Source organism: Klebsiella sp. JB_Kp004 (assembly GCF_040065795.1).
GTDB lineage: Bacteria > Pseudomonadota > Gammaproteobacteria > Enterobacterales > Enterobacteriaceae > Klebsiella > Klebsiella quasipneumoniae.
The window spans coordinates 149,845-164,652 of the sequence record NZ_JBEAKW010000003.1 but is presented as its reverse complement, the minus strand read 5'-3'; the positions used below and the strand labels follow the sequence as shown (position 1 = coordinate 164,652).

At 59.6% G+C, this 14,808-nt stretch carries 16 protein-coding genes; 4 read left to right on the top strand and 12 right to left on the bottom strand.

All coding sequences use genetic code 11. The annotated features are described in order from the left end of the window. Positions 1 to 54 precede the first annotated feature (54 nt). Positions 55 to 2,616, top strand: a complete 2,562-nt coding sequence (gene mutS, locus ABLX76_RS03950) for a DNA mismatch repair protein MutS (protein ID WP_023290813.1) — start codon at positions 55 to 57, stop codon at positions 2,614 to 2,616. Between the two features lie 119 nt (positions 2,617 to 2,735). Here mutS and ABLX76_RS03945 read toward each other — a convergent pair whose 3' ends face one another. The 4 genes from ABLX76_RS03945 to ABLX76_RS03930 all read right to left on the bottom strand — a co-directional run bounded on the left by ABLX76_RS03945 (position 2,736) and on the right by ABLX76_RS03930 (position 5,587). Then, a complete protein-coding gene (locus tag ABLX76_RS03945; protein ID WP_009651623.1) occupies positions 2,736 to 2,888 on the bottom strand; it encodes a Hok/Gef family protein in 153 nt (50 codons plus the stop codon). 431 nt (positions 2,889 to 3,319) lie between these two features. Further along, positions 3,320 to 3,556 carry a non-oxidative hydroxyarylic acid decarboxylases subunit D gene (locus ABLX76_RS03940; protein ID WP_348874020.1) on the bottom strand — a complete coding sequence of 79 codons (237 nt, stop codon included), beginning with the start codon at positions 3,554 to 3,556 and terminating at the stop codon, positions 3,320 to 3,322. Between the two features lie 10 nt (positions 3,557 to 3,566). Further along, positions 3,567 to 4,994 (bottom strand): non-oxidative hydroxyarylic acid decarboxylases subunit C, encoded by a 1,428-nt coding sequence (locus ABLX76_RS03935; protein WP_004205612.1) that lies wholly within the window; start codon positions 4,992 to 4,994, stop codon positions 3,567 to 3,569. Further along, positions 4,994 to 5,587, bottom strand: a complete 594-nt coding sequence (locus ABLX76_RS03930; RefSeq protein WP_023290814.1) for a non-oxidative hydroxyarylic acid decarboxylases subunit B — start codon at positions 5,585 to 5,587, stop codon at positions 4,994 to 4,996. Before ABLX76_RS03930 ends, ABLX76_RS03935 begins: the two co-directional genes overlap by 1 nt. A gap of 172 nt (positions 5,588 to 5,759) precedes the next feature. Between ABLX76_RS03930 and ABLX76_RS03925 the strand changes: the two genes are divergently transcribed. Further along, positions 5,760 to 6,167 (top strand): MarR family transcriptional regulator, encoded by a 408-nt coding sequence (locus tag ABLX76_RS03925; RefSeq protein ID WP_023290815.1) that lies wholly within the window; start codon positions 5,760 to 5,762, stop codon positions 6,165 to 6,167. 8 nt (positions 6,168 to 6,175) lie between these two features. Here the strand turns inward: ABLX76_RS03925 and ABLX76_RS03920 are convergent, their stop codons facing one another. Next, positions 6,176 to 7,063, bottom strand: coding sequence for a LysR family transcriptional regulator (locus ABLX76_RS03920; RefSeq protein ID WP_032453901.1), 888 nt, complete (start codon positions 7,061 to 7,063; stop codon positions 6,176 to 6,178). Between the two features lie 108 nt (positions 7,064 to 7,171). On the opposite strand from ABLX76_RS03920, the gene ABLX76_RS03915 reads away from it, so the two are divergent. Beyond that, positions 7,172 to 8,374 (top strand): MFS transporter, encoded by a 1,203-nt coding sequence (locus tag ABLX76_RS03915; RefSeq protein WP_261902087.1) that lies wholly within the window; start codon positions 7,172 to 7,174, stop codon positions 8,372 to 8,374. Next, positions 8,371 to 8,748 carry a DUF4440 domain-containing protein gene (locus ABLX76_RS03910; RefSeq protein ID WP_277475392.1) on the top strand — a complete coding sequence of 126 codons (378 nt, stop codon included), beginning with the start codon at positions 8,371 to 8,373 and terminating at the stop codon, positions 8,746 to 8,748. Before ABLX76_RS03915 ends, ABLX76_RS03910 begins: the two co-directional genes overlap by 4 nt. Before the next feature lie 52 nt (positions 8,749 to 8,800). On the opposite strand, the gene rpoS is transcribed toward ABLX76_RS03910, so the two are convergent. From rpoS to ispD, 7 genes are all read right to left on the bottom strand, one after another. Further along, entirely contained in the window at positions 8,801 to 9,793 is a 993-nt protein-coding gene (rpoS, locus tag ABLX76_RS03905) for an RNA polymerase sigma factor RpoS (protein WP_002915106.1), read from the bottom strand. Positions 9,794 to 9,951: 158 nt separating this feature from the next. Further along, a complete protein-coding gene (gene nlpD, locus ABLX76_RS03900; protein WP_087775297.1) occupies positions 9,952 to 11,082 on the bottom strand; it encodes a murein hydrolase activator NlpD in 1,131 nt (376 codons plus the stop codon). 125 nt (positions 11,083 to 11,207) lie between these two features. Further along, positions 11,208 to 11,834, bottom strand: a complete 627-nt coding sequence (locus ABLX76_RS03895; protein WP_023290820.1) for a protein-L-isoaspartate(D-aspartate) O-methyltransferase — start codon at positions 11,832 to 11,834, stop codon at positions 11,208 to 11,210. After that, entirely contained in the window at positions 11,828 to 12,589 is a 762-nt protein-coding gene (gene surE / locus ABLX76_RS03890; RefSeq protein WP_004205600.1) for a 5'/3'-nucleotidase SurE, read from the bottom strand. The genes ABLX76_RS03895 and surE overlap by 7 nt, the downstream gene beginning before the upstream one ends. Continuing rightward, entirely contained in the window at positions 12,570 to 13,619 is a 1,050-nt protein-coding gene (truD, locus tag ABLX76_RS03885; RefSeq protein WP_289551764.1) for a tRNA pseudouridine(13) synthase TruD, read from the bottom strand. The genes surE and truD overlap by 20 nt, the downstream gene beginning before the upstream one ends. Further along, entirely contained in the window at positions 13,616 to 14,095 is a 480-nt protein-coding gene (gene ispF, locus ABLX76_RS03880; RefSeq protein ID WP_004181093.1) for a 2-C-methyl-D-erythritol 2,4-cyclodiphosphate synthase, read from the bottom strand. Before ispF ends, truD begins: the two co-directional genes overlap by 4 nt. Beyond that, on the bottom strand, positions 14,095 to 14,805 hold the full coding sequence (gene ispD / locus ABLX76_RS03875; RefSeq protein ID WP_017899180.1) for a 2-C-methyl-D-erythritol 4-phosphate cytidylyltransferase: 711 nt from the start codon (positions 14,803 to 14,805) through the stop codon (positions 14,095 to 14,097). Before ispD ends, ispF begins: the two co-directional genes overlap by 1 nt. Positions 14,806 to 14,808: the final 3 nt, after the last annotated feature.

Genomic DNA, 14,808 nt, shown 5'->3' with positions numbered 1-14,808 from the left:
GACGAAAACAACAAAATCGCAGCCATTTCAAATCAGGGATCTGGATAACACCCCATGAGCACAATTGACAATCTCGACGCCCATACGCCGATGATGCAGCAGTATCTCAAGCTGAAGGCGCAACATCCTGACATTCTGCTGTTTTACCGGATGGGGGATTTTTACGAGCTGTTTTATGACGATGCGAAACGCGCGTCGCAGCTGCTCGATATCTCGCTGACCAAACGCGGCGCCTCCGCGGGCGAACCCATTCCCATGGCCGGCATCCCCCACCACGCGGTGGAAAACTATCTTGCGAAACTGGTTAATCAGGGCGAGTCGGTAGCTATTTGCGAGCAGATAGGCGACCCGGCCACCACCAAAGGGCCGGTCGAGCGTAAAGTGGTGCGTATCGTCACGCCGGGCACCATCAGCGATGAAGCGCTGCTGCAGGAGCGTCAGGACAACCTGCTGGCCGCCATCTGGCAGGACAGCAAAGGCTTTGGCTACGCAACGCTGGACATCAGCTCCGGCCGCTTCCGCCTGAGCGAACCGGCCGACCGCGAAACCATGGCGGCAGAACTGCAGCGCACTAATCCGGCGGAGCTGCTGTATGCGGAAGATTTTGCCGAATCGTCGCTGATCGAAGGCCGCCGCGGCCTGCGCCGTCGCCCGCTGTGGGAATTTGAAATCGACACCGCGCGCCAGCAGCTTAACCTGCAGTTCGGCACCCGCGATCTGGTCGGCTTCGGCGTGGAAAACGCCCCCCGCGGCCTGTGCGCCGCCGGCTGCCTGCTGCAGTATGTCAAAGACACCCAGCGCACCTCGCTGCCGCATATTCGCTCCATCACCATGGAGCGCCAGCAGGACAGCATCATTATGGATGCCGCCACCCGCCGTAACCTCGAGATCACCCAGAATCTCGCCGGCGGCACCGATAACACTCTGGCCTCGGTACTCGACTGTACGGTGACGCCGATGGGCAGCCGGATGCTCAAGCGCTGGCTGCATATGCCGGTCCGCGATACCGCCGTGCTGGTGGAGCGCCAGCAGACCATCGGCGCGCTGCAGGAGCGCTATACCGAGCTGCAGCCGGTGCTGCGCCAGGTTGGCGATCTGGAACGTATTCTGGCGCGTCTGGCGCTGCGTACCGCCCGTCCTCGCGATTTAGCCCGCATGCGTCATGCCCTGCAGCAGTTGCCCCTGCTGCGCGAGCAGCTGGCTGACGTTGACAGTCAGCCGGTGCAAAAATTGCGCGAAAAAATGGGCGAGTTTAGCGAACTGCGCGAACTGCTGGAGCGCGCGGTGATCGACGCCCCGCCGGTGCTGGTCCGCGACGGCGGGGTCATCGCTCCAGGCTACAGCGAAGAGCTGGACGAGTGGCGGGCGCTGGCCGATGGCGCCACCGATTATCTCGATAAGCTGGAGATCCGCGAGCGCGAGCGGCTGGGCCTCGACACCCTGAAGGTCGGCTACAACGCCGTCCACGGCTACTACATCCAGATCAGCCGCGGCCAGAGCCACCTCGCGCCGATCCACTACGTGCGTCGCCAGACGCTGAAAAACGCCGAACGCTATATTATTCCTGAGCTGAAGGAATACGAAGATAAGGTGCTGACCTCCAAGGGCAAAGCGCTGGCGCTGGAAAAGCAGCTTTATGACGAACTGTTTGACCTGCTGCTGCCGCACCTTGCCGACCTGCAGGCGAGCGCCAGCGCGCTGGCCGAGCTGGACGTGCTGGTCAACCTGGCGGAACGCGCGGAAACCCTCAACTACTGCTGCCCGACCTTTAGCGATAAGCCGGGCATTCGCATCAGCGAAGGCCGCCATCCGGTGGTCGAGCAGGTGCTGAAAGAGCCGTTTATCGCCAACCCGCTGCAGCTGGCGCCGCAGCGGCGGATGCTGATCATCACCGGGCCGAACATGGGCGGTAAAAGTACCTATATGCGCCAGACCGCGCTGATTGCGCTGCTGGCCTATATCGGCAGCTACGTCCCGGCGCAGAAGGTGGAGATAGGCCCCATCGATCGCATCTTTACCCGCGTCGGCGCGGCGGATGACCTGGCCAGCGGCCGCTCGACCTTTATGGTGGAGATGACTGAAACCGCCAATATCCTGCACAACGCCACCGAACACAGCCTGGTGCTGATGGATGAGATTGGCCGCGGCACGTCCACCTACGACGGTCTGTCGCTGGCATGGGCCTGTGCGGAAAATCTCGCCAACAAAATCAAGGCGCTGACGCTGTTCGCCACCCACTACTTCGAGCTCACTCAGCTGCCGGAGAAAATGGAAGGCGTCGCCAACGTCCATCTCGACGCGCTGGAGCATGGCGACACCATCGCCTTTATGCACAGCGTGCAGGATGGCGCGGCCAGCAAGAGCTACGGCCTGGCGGTCGCCGCGCTGGCCGGGGTGCCGAAAGAGGTGATCAAGCGCGCGCGGCAGAAACTGCGCGAGCTGGAGAGTATCTCGCCCAACGCGGCGGCGACCCAGGTCGACGGCACGCAGATGTCGCTGCTCGCCGCTCCGGAAGAGACCTCGCCTGCGGTTGAGGCGCTGGAGAATCTTGATCCGGACTCCCTGACCCCGCGTCAGGCACTGGAGTGGATCTATCGCCTGAAGAGCCTGGTGTAGGTCTCTTTTAACGTGAAAAAACGGCAGCGCCCTGCGGTGCTGCCGTTTTAACAAATGCAAAATGGGTGCGAGAGGATGCGTCCTGACAACCAATACGCGGGGTTTCCCCCGCGCTGATGCTATTTCTTCGATTCGTAAGCGAGAACAGCTTTAAACTCCATACTACGCTCTTTAATACTGAGTTCGCACAGCGAGCTGCGCACCAAAAGCGTAAATCCCAGTACCGTAATACACAGTACGACGATTGCCACAAGGGCATATTTTGTTAGCATGTCTTGCCTCCCTGCAAAGAAGAGACTAACATCTGAATTGTTCAGGTTCATCCGTCAGCCTCAGTTGATAGAAATATCTCCTGGGGCTTTCGTCTGTCTGGGGTCCTGGTCTTGCTCAAGGCCAGACAGCCTCAAGCACCCGCCGCTATTCTATACTCGTCATGGCGTGAAATTTATCTGCAAGGAATTAATCAGACGGATTTTATATTAATCTGGAAGCCGACTCGCAAAGTCGCCCCATTATATTACCCCTTTACATAATTTCTGGATTTAATGAGTAAATAACTTTTATCATTTTGCGAAATATAAAAAAGCCGACGGAGAGATTATCCCAGTCGGCGTGATGGTCGCAGGCAGTTTGAGCACGACCCAGTTTTAAAATAGCAGGTAAAATAGCCCTAACAGGATAAGCCTTTAGCGGGCTCTTTTCATTAACGCTTATCTTCCGGCAATAGCGGCGGGACGTGCGGCACCTGCGGCGCCTCATCAATATCTTTCTGCGTCATCCGGAACGCTTCGGGATAGTGCTCACGGCTGGTGCGGCGCAGCGGCTCGGTATCCCGCCAGGTATACAGACAGTGCTGGCACTGATACACCGTCCAGACTCCTTTCACCGGCGATTTCGCCATGGCGTCAATCTTTTCATCGGCGCAACGTGGACAAATCATCTTCTTCTCCTTATTTACGGTTGGCCAGCATAGCGGTCAGTTTTTCAGCCCAGGCTTTGGTTTCCGGCAGATCCTGCACCGGCTGGCTGTAGTGGCCGCGAAGGTCCGGCGCAACCGGGGTGGTGGCGTCGATAATTAGCTTGTCGGTGATGCCCGCCGGGCTGGAGCCTGGGTCAAGTTCAAGGACCGACATGTTCGGCAACTGCACCAGGTCTCCCGCCGGGTTAACCTTCGAGGAGAGCGCCCACATCACCTGCGGCAGGTTGAACGGGTCAACGTCTTCATCAACCATGATCACCATCTTCACATAGCCGAGGCCGTGGGGAGTGGTCATCGCCCGCAAACCCACCGCGCGGGCAAAACCGCCGTAGCGTTTTTTGGTGGAGATAATCGCCAGCAGACCGTGGGTGTACATAGCGTTGACCGCCTGCACTTCCGGGAACTCTGCCTTCAGCTGCTGATACAGCGGCACGCAGGTGGCCGGGCCCATCAGATAGTCGATTTCGGTCCACGGCATACCGAGATAGAGCGATTCAAAAATCGGTTTGCTGCGATACGAGACTTTGTCGATGCGCACTACCGTCATGTTACGACCGCCGGAGTAGTGGCCGGTAAACTCACCGAACGGCCCCTCTATCTCACGCTTACGGCCTTCAATCACCCCTTCGAGGATCACTTCCGAACCCCAGGGCACGTCAAAGCCGGTCAGCGGCGCGGTGGCGATGGGATACGGGCTCTCGCGCAGCGCGCCGGCCATTTCATATTCTGACTGATCGTATTTCAGCGGCGTGGCGCCCATCAGGGTGATAATCGGGTCGTTACCGAGGGTAATGGCGATCGGCAGGTCTTCCCCGCGCTCTTCCGCTTTATGCAGATGCAGGGCGATATCGTGCATCGGCACCGGCTGCAGGCCGAGCTTACGCTTGCCTTTCACTTCCATACGGTAGATACCGACGTTTTGCTTACCGAAGTTGTCAGGGTCAAGCGGATCGCGCGAAACGACACAGGCTTTGTCGAGGTAGAACCCGCCGTCGCCATCGTTGAGGCGGAACAGCGGCAGAATATCGAACAGGTTGATATCATCGCCATCCACGGTGTTTTCCGCCCATGCCGGGTTGGCGCGGCGCTCTGGCGTCACCGGGAAGTTATCCCAACGGCGGATGAATTCATCAATCTGCTTTTTCACCGGCGTGTTGGGCGGCAGGCCCAGCGAGATGGCATGGTTCTGCCACGAGCCGATGGTGTTCATCGTCACCCGGGCGTCGGTAAAGCCGCGAATATTATCGAACCACAGCGCCGGGGCGCCGTCGCCGATGCGTCCGGTGGCATTGGCTGCCGCCGCCAGGTCTGGCTCAGCGTTCACCTCCTCACTGATTTTCAGCAGTTGTCCCTGGTCATCCAGCGCCTGCAAAAAGCTGCGCAAATCATCAAAAGCCATTATTCGATCTCCTGTGCTAATTGTTCTGCCGTGCGCAAGCCGTTCCAGCGGCGCGCTTTGTGATAGTCGAGGCCAAACTGATCCAGCACCCGGGTCACAATGTGGTTGGTGATATCGTCAACCGTCTCCGGGTGGTTATAGTAAGCCGGCATCGGCGGCACCATCGCCACGCCCATACGGGACAGCGCCAGCATGTTCTCCAGATGGATCGTGCTGAGCGGCATTTCCCGCGGGACCAGCACCAGCTTGCGCCCCTCTTTAAGCACCACGTCCGCCGCGCGTCCCACCAGCCCCTCGGCATAGCCTGCGCGAATACCTGCCAGCGTTTTCATACTGCAGGGAATCACGATCATGCCGTCGGTACGAAATGAACCTGATGAGATGGTGGCGGCCTGGTCGGCCGGGCTGTGGGAAAAGTCCGCCAGCGCGGCCACTTCCCGTGCCGTCCAGGGCGTTTCCAGCTCGATGGTGGTTTTGGCCCACTTCGACATCACCAGATGGGTTTCCACCTCCGGCATATCGCGCAGCGCCTGCAGTAATGCCACCCCAAGCGGAGCCCCGGTGGCCCCCGTCATCCCAACAATCAGTTTCATTCCAGACCTCACTCAATTTGTTCGTACACGAACTTTATGCTTAAATTACCCTCTCCTGAGTCGAATGACAAGATCGTTCGTATACGTGCGCATTTTTAATCAAACAGGGAAAAGGTATAAAAAGGCGTACGAACGGCTATCATAGAGGTGACAGTTTTGTTACGGAGTATCCATGGAGTTACGAAACGAAGCATTCCACCTGCTGCGCCAGCTTTTTCAACAACATACCGCCCGCTGGCAGCAGGCGTTACCGGACCTGACTAAGCCTCAGTATGCGGTGATGCGCTCGGTTGCGGAGCAGCCGGGGATCGAACAGGTGGTGCTGATTGAAGCGGCGGTCAGTACGAAGGCCACGCTGGCGGAGATGCTCAGCCGGATGGAAGCGCGCGGCCTGGTGCGCCGGGAGCACGATCCGGCCGATAAACGCCGCCGTTTTGTCTATCTGACCGACGAAGGCGAGGCGCTGCTTAACCGTTCCATTCCGCAAGGCAATGAGGTCGATGACGAGTTTCTTGGCCGCCTGAGCGATGATGAACGCGAACAGTTCTCCCGGCTGGTGCGTAAAATGATGGTTCCCTGAGCAAGCGCCTAGCCGAGCTGCTCGCGCAGGAAGTCGATAAACGTCCGCACCCGGGTCGGCATATGCTGCGCATCGGGATAAAGGGCATACACTCCCTGCGGCGGGAAATGGTATTCCGGCAGGACAGCCACCAGCTCCCGCTGCGCCAGTTTACCGGCCACCAGCCAGGCTGGCAGCAAAGCGATGCCGCATCCGGCCAGAGCAAAGCTCATCAGCGCCGTGGCGCTGTCGGCTGAAAACCGTGGCGCGTTGACTATCGTAAAATCCACCTCTGCCTGTTCATCCGTTCGCAGCTGCCAGCGCAGCGGGGCCGGCAGACGCTCGTGAATAATCCAGTCAGCTTGCGCCAGATCGGACAGCGTCAGCACCGGATGGCTCGCCAGCCAGGCCGGGGAGGCGACGGGCAGGATCGCGAAACTGGCTATCCGCGTCGCCCGATAGCGGGAATCGGCCAGCGTACCGAGGCGTATCGCCACGTCAAATCGTTCGGAGATAAGATCCGCATGATGGGAGGACGAGACGTGCCGCACCCGTAGCGCCGGATGATGACGGGAAAACGCCGCCAGCGCCGGGATGATGACCTGCGCGCCATACTCCGGCGTGGTGGTGATCCGCAGCTCTCCGCTTAAACCGCTATGGCTGGCCCGGACCTCATCCTGCAGATTTTCCGCCGCTTTGAGCAGCGCCACCCCACGCTGATAGAACAGCGCCCCGGCGTCAGTGAGCCGCAGACGGCGCGTCGAGCGCAGCAGCAGCGTCACCCCCAGCTCATTTTCCAGTTGCCGTACGTTAAAGCTGACCACCGCCTTGGTCTGCCCCAGCGCCGCGGCGGCCTGGGTAAAGCTGCCGGCGTCCACCACGGCGATAAACATGGTCACGCGCTGAAGGTTTAGCATCGTCGTCCGGATGATTGTCAAAAATATTCAGACAGTATATCCCGATTCGCCCCGTTTATCCCCCGCGGCGCCGGGTTTACAGTAGCCGCCTGTCTGAGGGAGTGAATCATGACCTATCGCCACCGCGTTGCCACCGTTTTTCTGTTCGGTTTTTTTCTCGACCTAATCAATATGTTTATCGCCAGCATTGCCTTCCCGGCTATCAGCCACGAGCTGGCGGTGTCCGTCTCGCAGCTGGCGTGGGTCAGCAATGCCTATATTCTTGGCCTGACGGCCGTCGTACCGTTCAGCGCCTGGCTCAGCCAGCGCTGTGGGCCAAAACGGCTGTTTTTACTCTCGCTGGGGCTATTCAGCCTCGGCGCGCTGGCATCGGGGCTGGCCCATAGCCTGGGTGAGCTGATTTTCTGGCGTACGCTGCAGGGGATGGGCGGCGGGCTGTTAATCCCCCTCGGCCAGGCGCTGACGTGGCCGCTGTTTCAGCCGCAGGAGCGGGCGAAGCTGTCGGCGGCGGTGATGCTGGTCGGGCTGCTGGCGCCCGCCTGCTCGCCAGCGATCGGTGGTCTGCTCGTCCAGGCGTTCAGCTGGCGCTGGGTCTTTTTCGCCAGCCTGCCTGTCGCCCTGCTTACCTTTATGCTGGCGGCGCGATGGTTAAACAACAGCCCCGCTCCCGTCCGGCCGACCCGCTTTCTCCCGCTGTCATTGCTGGCCGATCCTCTCCTGCGCTTCGCCATGCTGATCTATCTCTGCGTACCGGGGATGTTTATTGCCGTCAACGTGGTGGGAATGTTCTACCTGCAACGCGTCACCGGGATGGCGCCGGGGGCCACTGGCGCCCTGATGGTGCCGTGGTCGCTGGCCTCGTTCGCCGCCATCACCTTTACCGGCAGGTATTTCAACCGCTTCGGGCCGCGGCCGCTGGTGATGGTCGGCTGCCTGCTACAGGCGGCGGGGATCCTGCTGCTGCTGCTGGTCGATGCGCACAGCCCGCTGGCGCTGTTGATTCTGGCCTTTACGCTGATGGGCGGCGGAGGCAGCGTATGCAGCAGCACCGCGCAAAGCAGCGCTTTCCTGCATACGCCTGGCGAAGAGATGCCTGACGCCAGCGCGCTGTGGAACCTTAACCGCCAGCTCAGCTTCTTTGCCGGCAGCGCGCTGCTCGCCCTGCTGTTGAGGGTATTGCCGCCGGCCTACGCCTGGCAGGGCGCGTTTAGCTGCGCCGCCGCCATAACCCTGTTGCCGCTGCTGTTTTGCCTGCGGCTGAATAATCGGGCGATTATCCATCGCCTGCACACTACTCTGGAGAAGTCATGAACCCTTATCTGCAGGAAGTCGTCGACGCCCATATCCTTATCGAACGCTGGTTAAGCCACGGGGAAGGAAGCGCTGAGGCGCTGATGAGCCGTTTTGCCGCCGAATTCACCATGATCCCTCTGAGCGGCGAGAAGATGGACTACCCGACGGTGAGCCGTTTTTTCCACCAGGCGGGCGCAAGCCGTCCGGAATTACACATTGTGGTGGATCAGGCGAAAATCATCAGCGAGTGGCACGACGGCGCCGCCGTGCTGTACCGTGAACGCCAAACGCTGGCGGATGGCAGTGAGAACGTACGCTGGTCGACGGCGATTTTTCAGCAAGCGGAAGGGAAAATTGTCTGGCGCCATCTGCAGGAAACCCGCCTCGGCTAGCGCAAAGAAAAAGGCCCCGTCTTTCGAGGGGGCCTTTTTGAGAGAAAAGATCTTATTCGCGGAAGAGCGCTTCGATATTCAGTCCTTGCCCCTGCAGAATTTCCCGCAGGCGACGCAGACCTTCCACCTGGATCTGACGCACACGCTCGCGAGTGAGGCCAATTTCACGGCCCACATCTTCCAGGGTGGCGGCTTCATAACCCAGCAGACCGAAACGACGCGCCAGAACCTCACGCTGCTTGGCGTTCAGTTCGAACAGCCATTTAACGATGCTTTGTTTCATATCATCGTCCTGCGTGGTGTCTTCCGGGCCGTTCTCTTTCTCATCGGCCAGAATATCCAGCAGCGCTTTTTCTGAATCGCCACCCAGCGGGGTATCCACCGAGGTGATGCGCTCGTTCAGACGCAGCATACGGCTGACGTCATCGACCGGTTTGTCCAGCTGTTCGGCAATCTCTTCCGCGCTCGGCTCGTGGTCCAGCTTGTGGGACAACTCGCGCGCGGTACGCAGATAGACGTTCAGCTCTTTGACAATATGGATCGGCAAACGGATCGTACGGGTTTGGTTCATGATCGCCCGTTCAATGGTCTGGCGGATCCACCAGGTCGCATAGGTCGAAAAACGGAACCCACGTTCCGGGTCAAACTTCTCAACGGCGCGGATCAGGCCGAGGTTACCTTCTTCAATCAGATCCAGCAGCGCCAGACCACGATTGCTGTAACGACGGGCAATCTTCACCACCAGACGCAGGTTGCTTTCAATCATGCGACGGCGTGAAGCGACATCACCACGCAGTGCGCGACGCGCGAAATAGACTTCCTCTTCCGCGGTCAGCAGTGGGGAATAACCAATCTCTCCAAGATAAAGCTGAGTGGCGTCAAGCACGCGTTGCGTTGCGCCTTGCGACAGCAGCTCTTCCTCAGCCAGATCGCTATCACTGGGTTCCTCTTCTACTAAGGCCTTCTCGTCGAAAACCTCAATTCCGTTCTCATCAAATTCCGCGTCTTCATTTAAATCATGAACTTTCAGCGTATTCTGACTCATAAAGGTGGCTCCTACCCGTGATCCCTGAGCAAAGCACCTTCCACGGCGCATCAACAAAAGACGCCAGGACGATTTCCCCTACTCCTCTCAGCGAGAGGCGCATAGACACCGCCCTGGCGCCTGTTAGCTAATGCTTCGCTTATCCGTACTTTGCCAAATTATCGCTGCGGTAAGTACTGCAGCGGGTTGACGGATTTCCCCTTGTAACGAATTTCAAAATGTAATCTTGTTGAGCTGGTTCCGGTGCTACCCATGGTAGCGATTTTCTGCCCCGCTTTGACTTCCTGTTGCTCCCGAACCAGCATGGTATCGTTATGAGCGTAGGCACTCAGGTAATCATCGTTGTGTTTGATGATAATAAGATTACCGTAGCCGCGCAGTGCGTTACCGGCATAGACGACGCGCCCATCGGCGGTCGCGACAATAGCCTGTCCCTTACTGCCTGCAATGTCGATACCTTTATTGCCGCCTTCCGCGCCACTAAAGTTCTCGATAACTTTGCCATCAGTCGGCCAGCGCCATGATGAGATCGGCGAACTGGTTGACGTACTGCTTGCAGTCGGCTGGGTTGTGCTCACCGTTGTAGGTGCCGTCACCGGCGCGACAACCGTCGAGGTCGTGGTCGCTGGTTTATTATTAGGCAACATCTTGGTAGCACTTTGTTCACCTGAGGATTCAGAATACGTAATAGTCGGTTGTGAAGCAACCACCGCGGTCGATTTTTGTGCAGAAGTTGTGGTGGCCGTCGCACCGCCGCTCGCCCTTGCGCTGGCCTGAGAAACGGCGTTTTCACCGGTGATCGGCTGGCCTGAAGCGTTGCCGACCTGCAGCACCTGACCGACGTTCAGGGCGTACGGGGCCGGGACATTGTTGCGTTGCGCCAGGTCACGGAAATCGTTGCCGGTGACCCAGGCGATATAGAACAGGGTGTCGCCGCGTTTGACCGTATAGGTACTGCCGCCGGTATAGCTACCTTTCGGAATATCGCCATATTTGCGGTTGTAAACGATCTTGCCATTCACCGTCTGCACCGGCTCCTGCGCCATTGGCTGCGGCTGAATGGTCTGGGTCTGCACCGGCTGGATCGGCTGCGTCTGAGGAGCTGACTGGACGCCGGAGGATGGCGGCGTAATCAACATGCCGGAATTGGTGCTGGAAGAGGCGGCACCGCCGGCAGAGCTAACCGGCGCAGGCGGATTATTGGTGTTGGTACATCCGGCCAGCCAGAGTGAAACCAGTGAAAGAGCCGCAATACGGCTGACGGTAAATTTGGTGCTTCCCGCGCTCATTTATCCCCCAGGAATATGTTAACTGCCAATATCTTGCTTACCGGGCGACGCCCGGCCAGGACACTGAAAAATGTGTCCACCCTACGCCTAAAGTCAGGCAAAAAAAACCTGGAATAATCCGGGTCTCAGGCCAGCTCCCCTTTCACCAGGGGAACAAAGCGAACGGCCTCGACGGTATCAATGATAAATTCGTTGCCCCGGCGACGGATCCGTTTGAGAAACTGATGCTCCTCGCCAACCGGCAGTACCAGCACGCCGTCGTCATCCAGCTGCGCCAGCAGCGCGGTCGGTATTTCCGGCGGCGCCGCCGTCACAATAATGGCATCAAACGGCGCCCGCGCCTGCCAACCTTGCCACCCATCGCCATGACGGGTTGAAACATTATGTAAATCAAGTTGTTTCAGGCGACGACGCGCCTGCCACTGTAAACTCTTAATTCGCTCTACCGAGCAAACGTGATGCACCAGGTGCGCCAGGATGGCCGTCTGGTAACCGGAACCGGTGCCGATCTCCAGCACCCGCGACTCCGGCGTCAGCGCCAGCAGCTCGGTCATCCGCGCCACCATGTACGGCTGGGAGATGGTTTGCCCCTGGCCAATCGGCAGCGCGGTGTTTTCCCACGCTTTATGTTCAAAGGCTTCATCAACAAATTTTTCGCGCGGGACGCGCGCGATCGCCTCGAGGACACGTTCATCGACGATGCCCTGCGTGCGCAGTTGATTCAACAAACTTTCAACACGTTTACTTACCATTGCCTGTCAACCCCGACACGTTCCAGCCAATCGGTGACCACCTCATGCGCCTGGTGGGCGGTTAAATCGACGTGCAATGGCGTAACGGAAACATAGCCTTCATCCACTGCCGCAAAATCGGTGCCCGGCCCGGCGTCGCGCTTATCGCCCGGCGGGCCAATCCAGTAAAGGGTATTGCCGCGCGGATCCTTTTGCGGGATCACCTGGTCGGCAGGATGGCGATTGCCGCAGCGGGTCACGCGGATACCTTTGATCTGGTCAAGGGGCAGGTCCGGGACATTGACGTTGAGGATCCGCCCGGTGCGCAGCGGTTCACGGCTGAGGCCGCGCAGGAGAGTGCAGGTCACCGCTGCGGCGGTGTCGTAGTGTTGATAGCCATTGAGCGACACGGCCAGCGCGGGGAACCCCAGATGGCGGCCTTCCATCGCCGCCGCCACGGTGCCGGAGTAAATGACGTCATCGCCCAGGTTGGGCCCGGCGTTGATTCCGGAAACGACGATGTCCGGACGCGGGCGCATCAGCGCGTTCACGCCAAGGTAGACGCAGTCCGTCGGCGTCCCCATCTGGACGGCGATATCGCCATTTTCATAGGTAAAGGTGCGCAGTGACGATTCCAGCGTCAGCGAATTCGAAGCCCCGCTGCGGTTACGATCGGGTGCAACCACCTGGACCTCGGCAAACTCCCTTAAGGCCTTCGCCAGGGTCTGTATCCCCGGCGCATGGATCCCGTCATCGTTACTCAGCAATATTCGCATAGTCACCCGTTGTATTGATAAGCTCCCTGACCACGCTGGTGGCGAAGCTGCCCGCCGGCAGCCAGAAACGCAGTTCAACGGTTACATCATCCCACCAGTTCCAGCTCAGCTGCTGCGGATAGAGGAGCATCGCCCGGCGCGCCGCCTCGACTTTCTCCCGCACCAGCAGTGTCTGCAGCAAGGTTTCCTCGGCGATGGCGGCCTGCTCGGCGGCCAGAGCGTCGCGCTGGCTTCCCCAGTCGCCGCTGCCCGGCAGCGCAGCCGTGATCATCAGTTCGCGGTTATGCACCCGCGCCTGCGAAACCTTGAGTTCTTCCGGTGTGACGACAAACCAGCTCCCACGCCCCGCTAATTGTAGCGCATCGCCATCAACAACCTGATTAAATTCCGTTTTTTTTAATCTAATACTGACTTGCTGATTAAACAACGCGCTGCGGGCCGCCGACAACCAAAAACTGCGCTTATTGCGATCGCGCACCGGCGCGCCGCTCTCCGCCCAGCGCAGCGCGCCCTGCAGATTGCTGCCGCCGATGCCAAAGCGCTGAGCGCCGAAATAGTTCGGCACGCCCCGTTCAGCGATGGCCTGCAGACGCGTCTCCACCTCCTGGCGATCGCTTACCTCGCGCAGGATCAGGGTAAACTGGTTGCCCTTCAGCGCGCCTAATCGCAGCTTACGCTTATGGCGGGCATATTCCAGTACCTGGCAGCCCTCGAGCTGAAATTTGCTCAGATCCGGCATCTCTTTGCCGGGCACCCGGGCGCACAGCCACTGCTCGGTGACGGCGTGCTTATCTTTTTGCCCGGCGAAGCTCACTTCACGGGCATGGATTTTGAGGAATTTCGCCAGCGCATCGGCGACAAAGCGCGTATTACAGCCGTTTTTGAGGATCCGCACCAGCACGTGCTCGCCTTCGCCGTCCGGGGCGAAGCCCAGGTCTTCCACCACCAGGAAATCTTCCGGATTGGCTTTCAGCAGCCCGCTGCTCTGCGGCTTGCCGTGCAGCCAGGTCAGTTGGTCAAAGGCGATCATTTGTCGGCCTTACGCAGCAGCGCGACCGCTTCGCAGGCGATCCCTTCCCCGCGGCCGGTGAAGCCCAGCTTCTCGGTGGTGGTCGCTTTCACGTTGACGTCGTCCATATGGCAGCCGAGATCTTCAGCGATAAAAACGCGCATCTGCGGGATATGCGGCAGCATTTTCGGCGCCTGGGCGATAATGGTGACGTCGACGTTGCCGAGCGTATAGCCTTTGGCCTGGATGCGGCGCCACGCTTCGCGCAGCAGTTCGCGGCTGTCGGCGCCTTTAAACGCCGGATCGGTATCCGGGAACAGCTTGCCAATATCGCCGAGCGCCGCGGCGCCCAGCAGCGCATCGGTCAGCGCATGCAGCGCGACGTCGCCGTCGGAGTGGGCCAGCAGCCCTTTTTCATAAGGAATGCGTACCCCGCCAATGATTATTGGGCCTTCACCGCCAAAAGCGTGTACGTCAAAACCATGTCCAATTCGCATTAAGCTTTCTCCTGGTGTCGGGAACGGGTGAGGTAAAATTCCGCCAGCGCCAGATCTTCCGGGCGCGTCACTTTAATATTATCAGCGCGTCCGGCGACCAGCTGCGGGTGGAAGCCGCAGTACTCAAGCGCCGAGGCTTCATCGGTGATGGTGGCCCCCTCGTTCAGCGCCCGGGTGAGGCAATCCACCAGCAGCTCGCGAGGGAAAAATTGCGGGGTGAGCGCGTGCCACAGGTCATTACGATCGACGGTATGGGCGACGGCGGTTTTGCCCGGCTCGGCGCGCTTCATGGTGTCGCGCACCGGCGCTGCGAGGATCCCGCCGACGCGGCTGGTTTCACAGAGTGCCAGCAGGCGGCTGAGGTCATCCTGATGCAGGCAGGGGCGCGCGGCGTCATGCACCAGCACCCACTGCGCCTCCGGCAACGCCTGCAGGCCGGCGAGCACCGAATCGGCGCGCTCGGCGCCGCCATCCACGACGGTAATTTGCGGGTGCTGGGCCAGCGGCAGCTGGCTGAAGCGCCGATCGCCGGGGCTGACGGCAATCACCACGCGCTGGACGCGCGGATCCGCCAGCAGCGCGGCGACCGCATGTTCGAGAATCGTTTTGTTACCGATTGAGAGATATTGTTTCGGGCATTCCGTTTGCATGCGGCGGCCGAAACCGGCTGCCGGCACCACGGCGCAAATGCCCGGAAAAGTGGCTGCCATGTT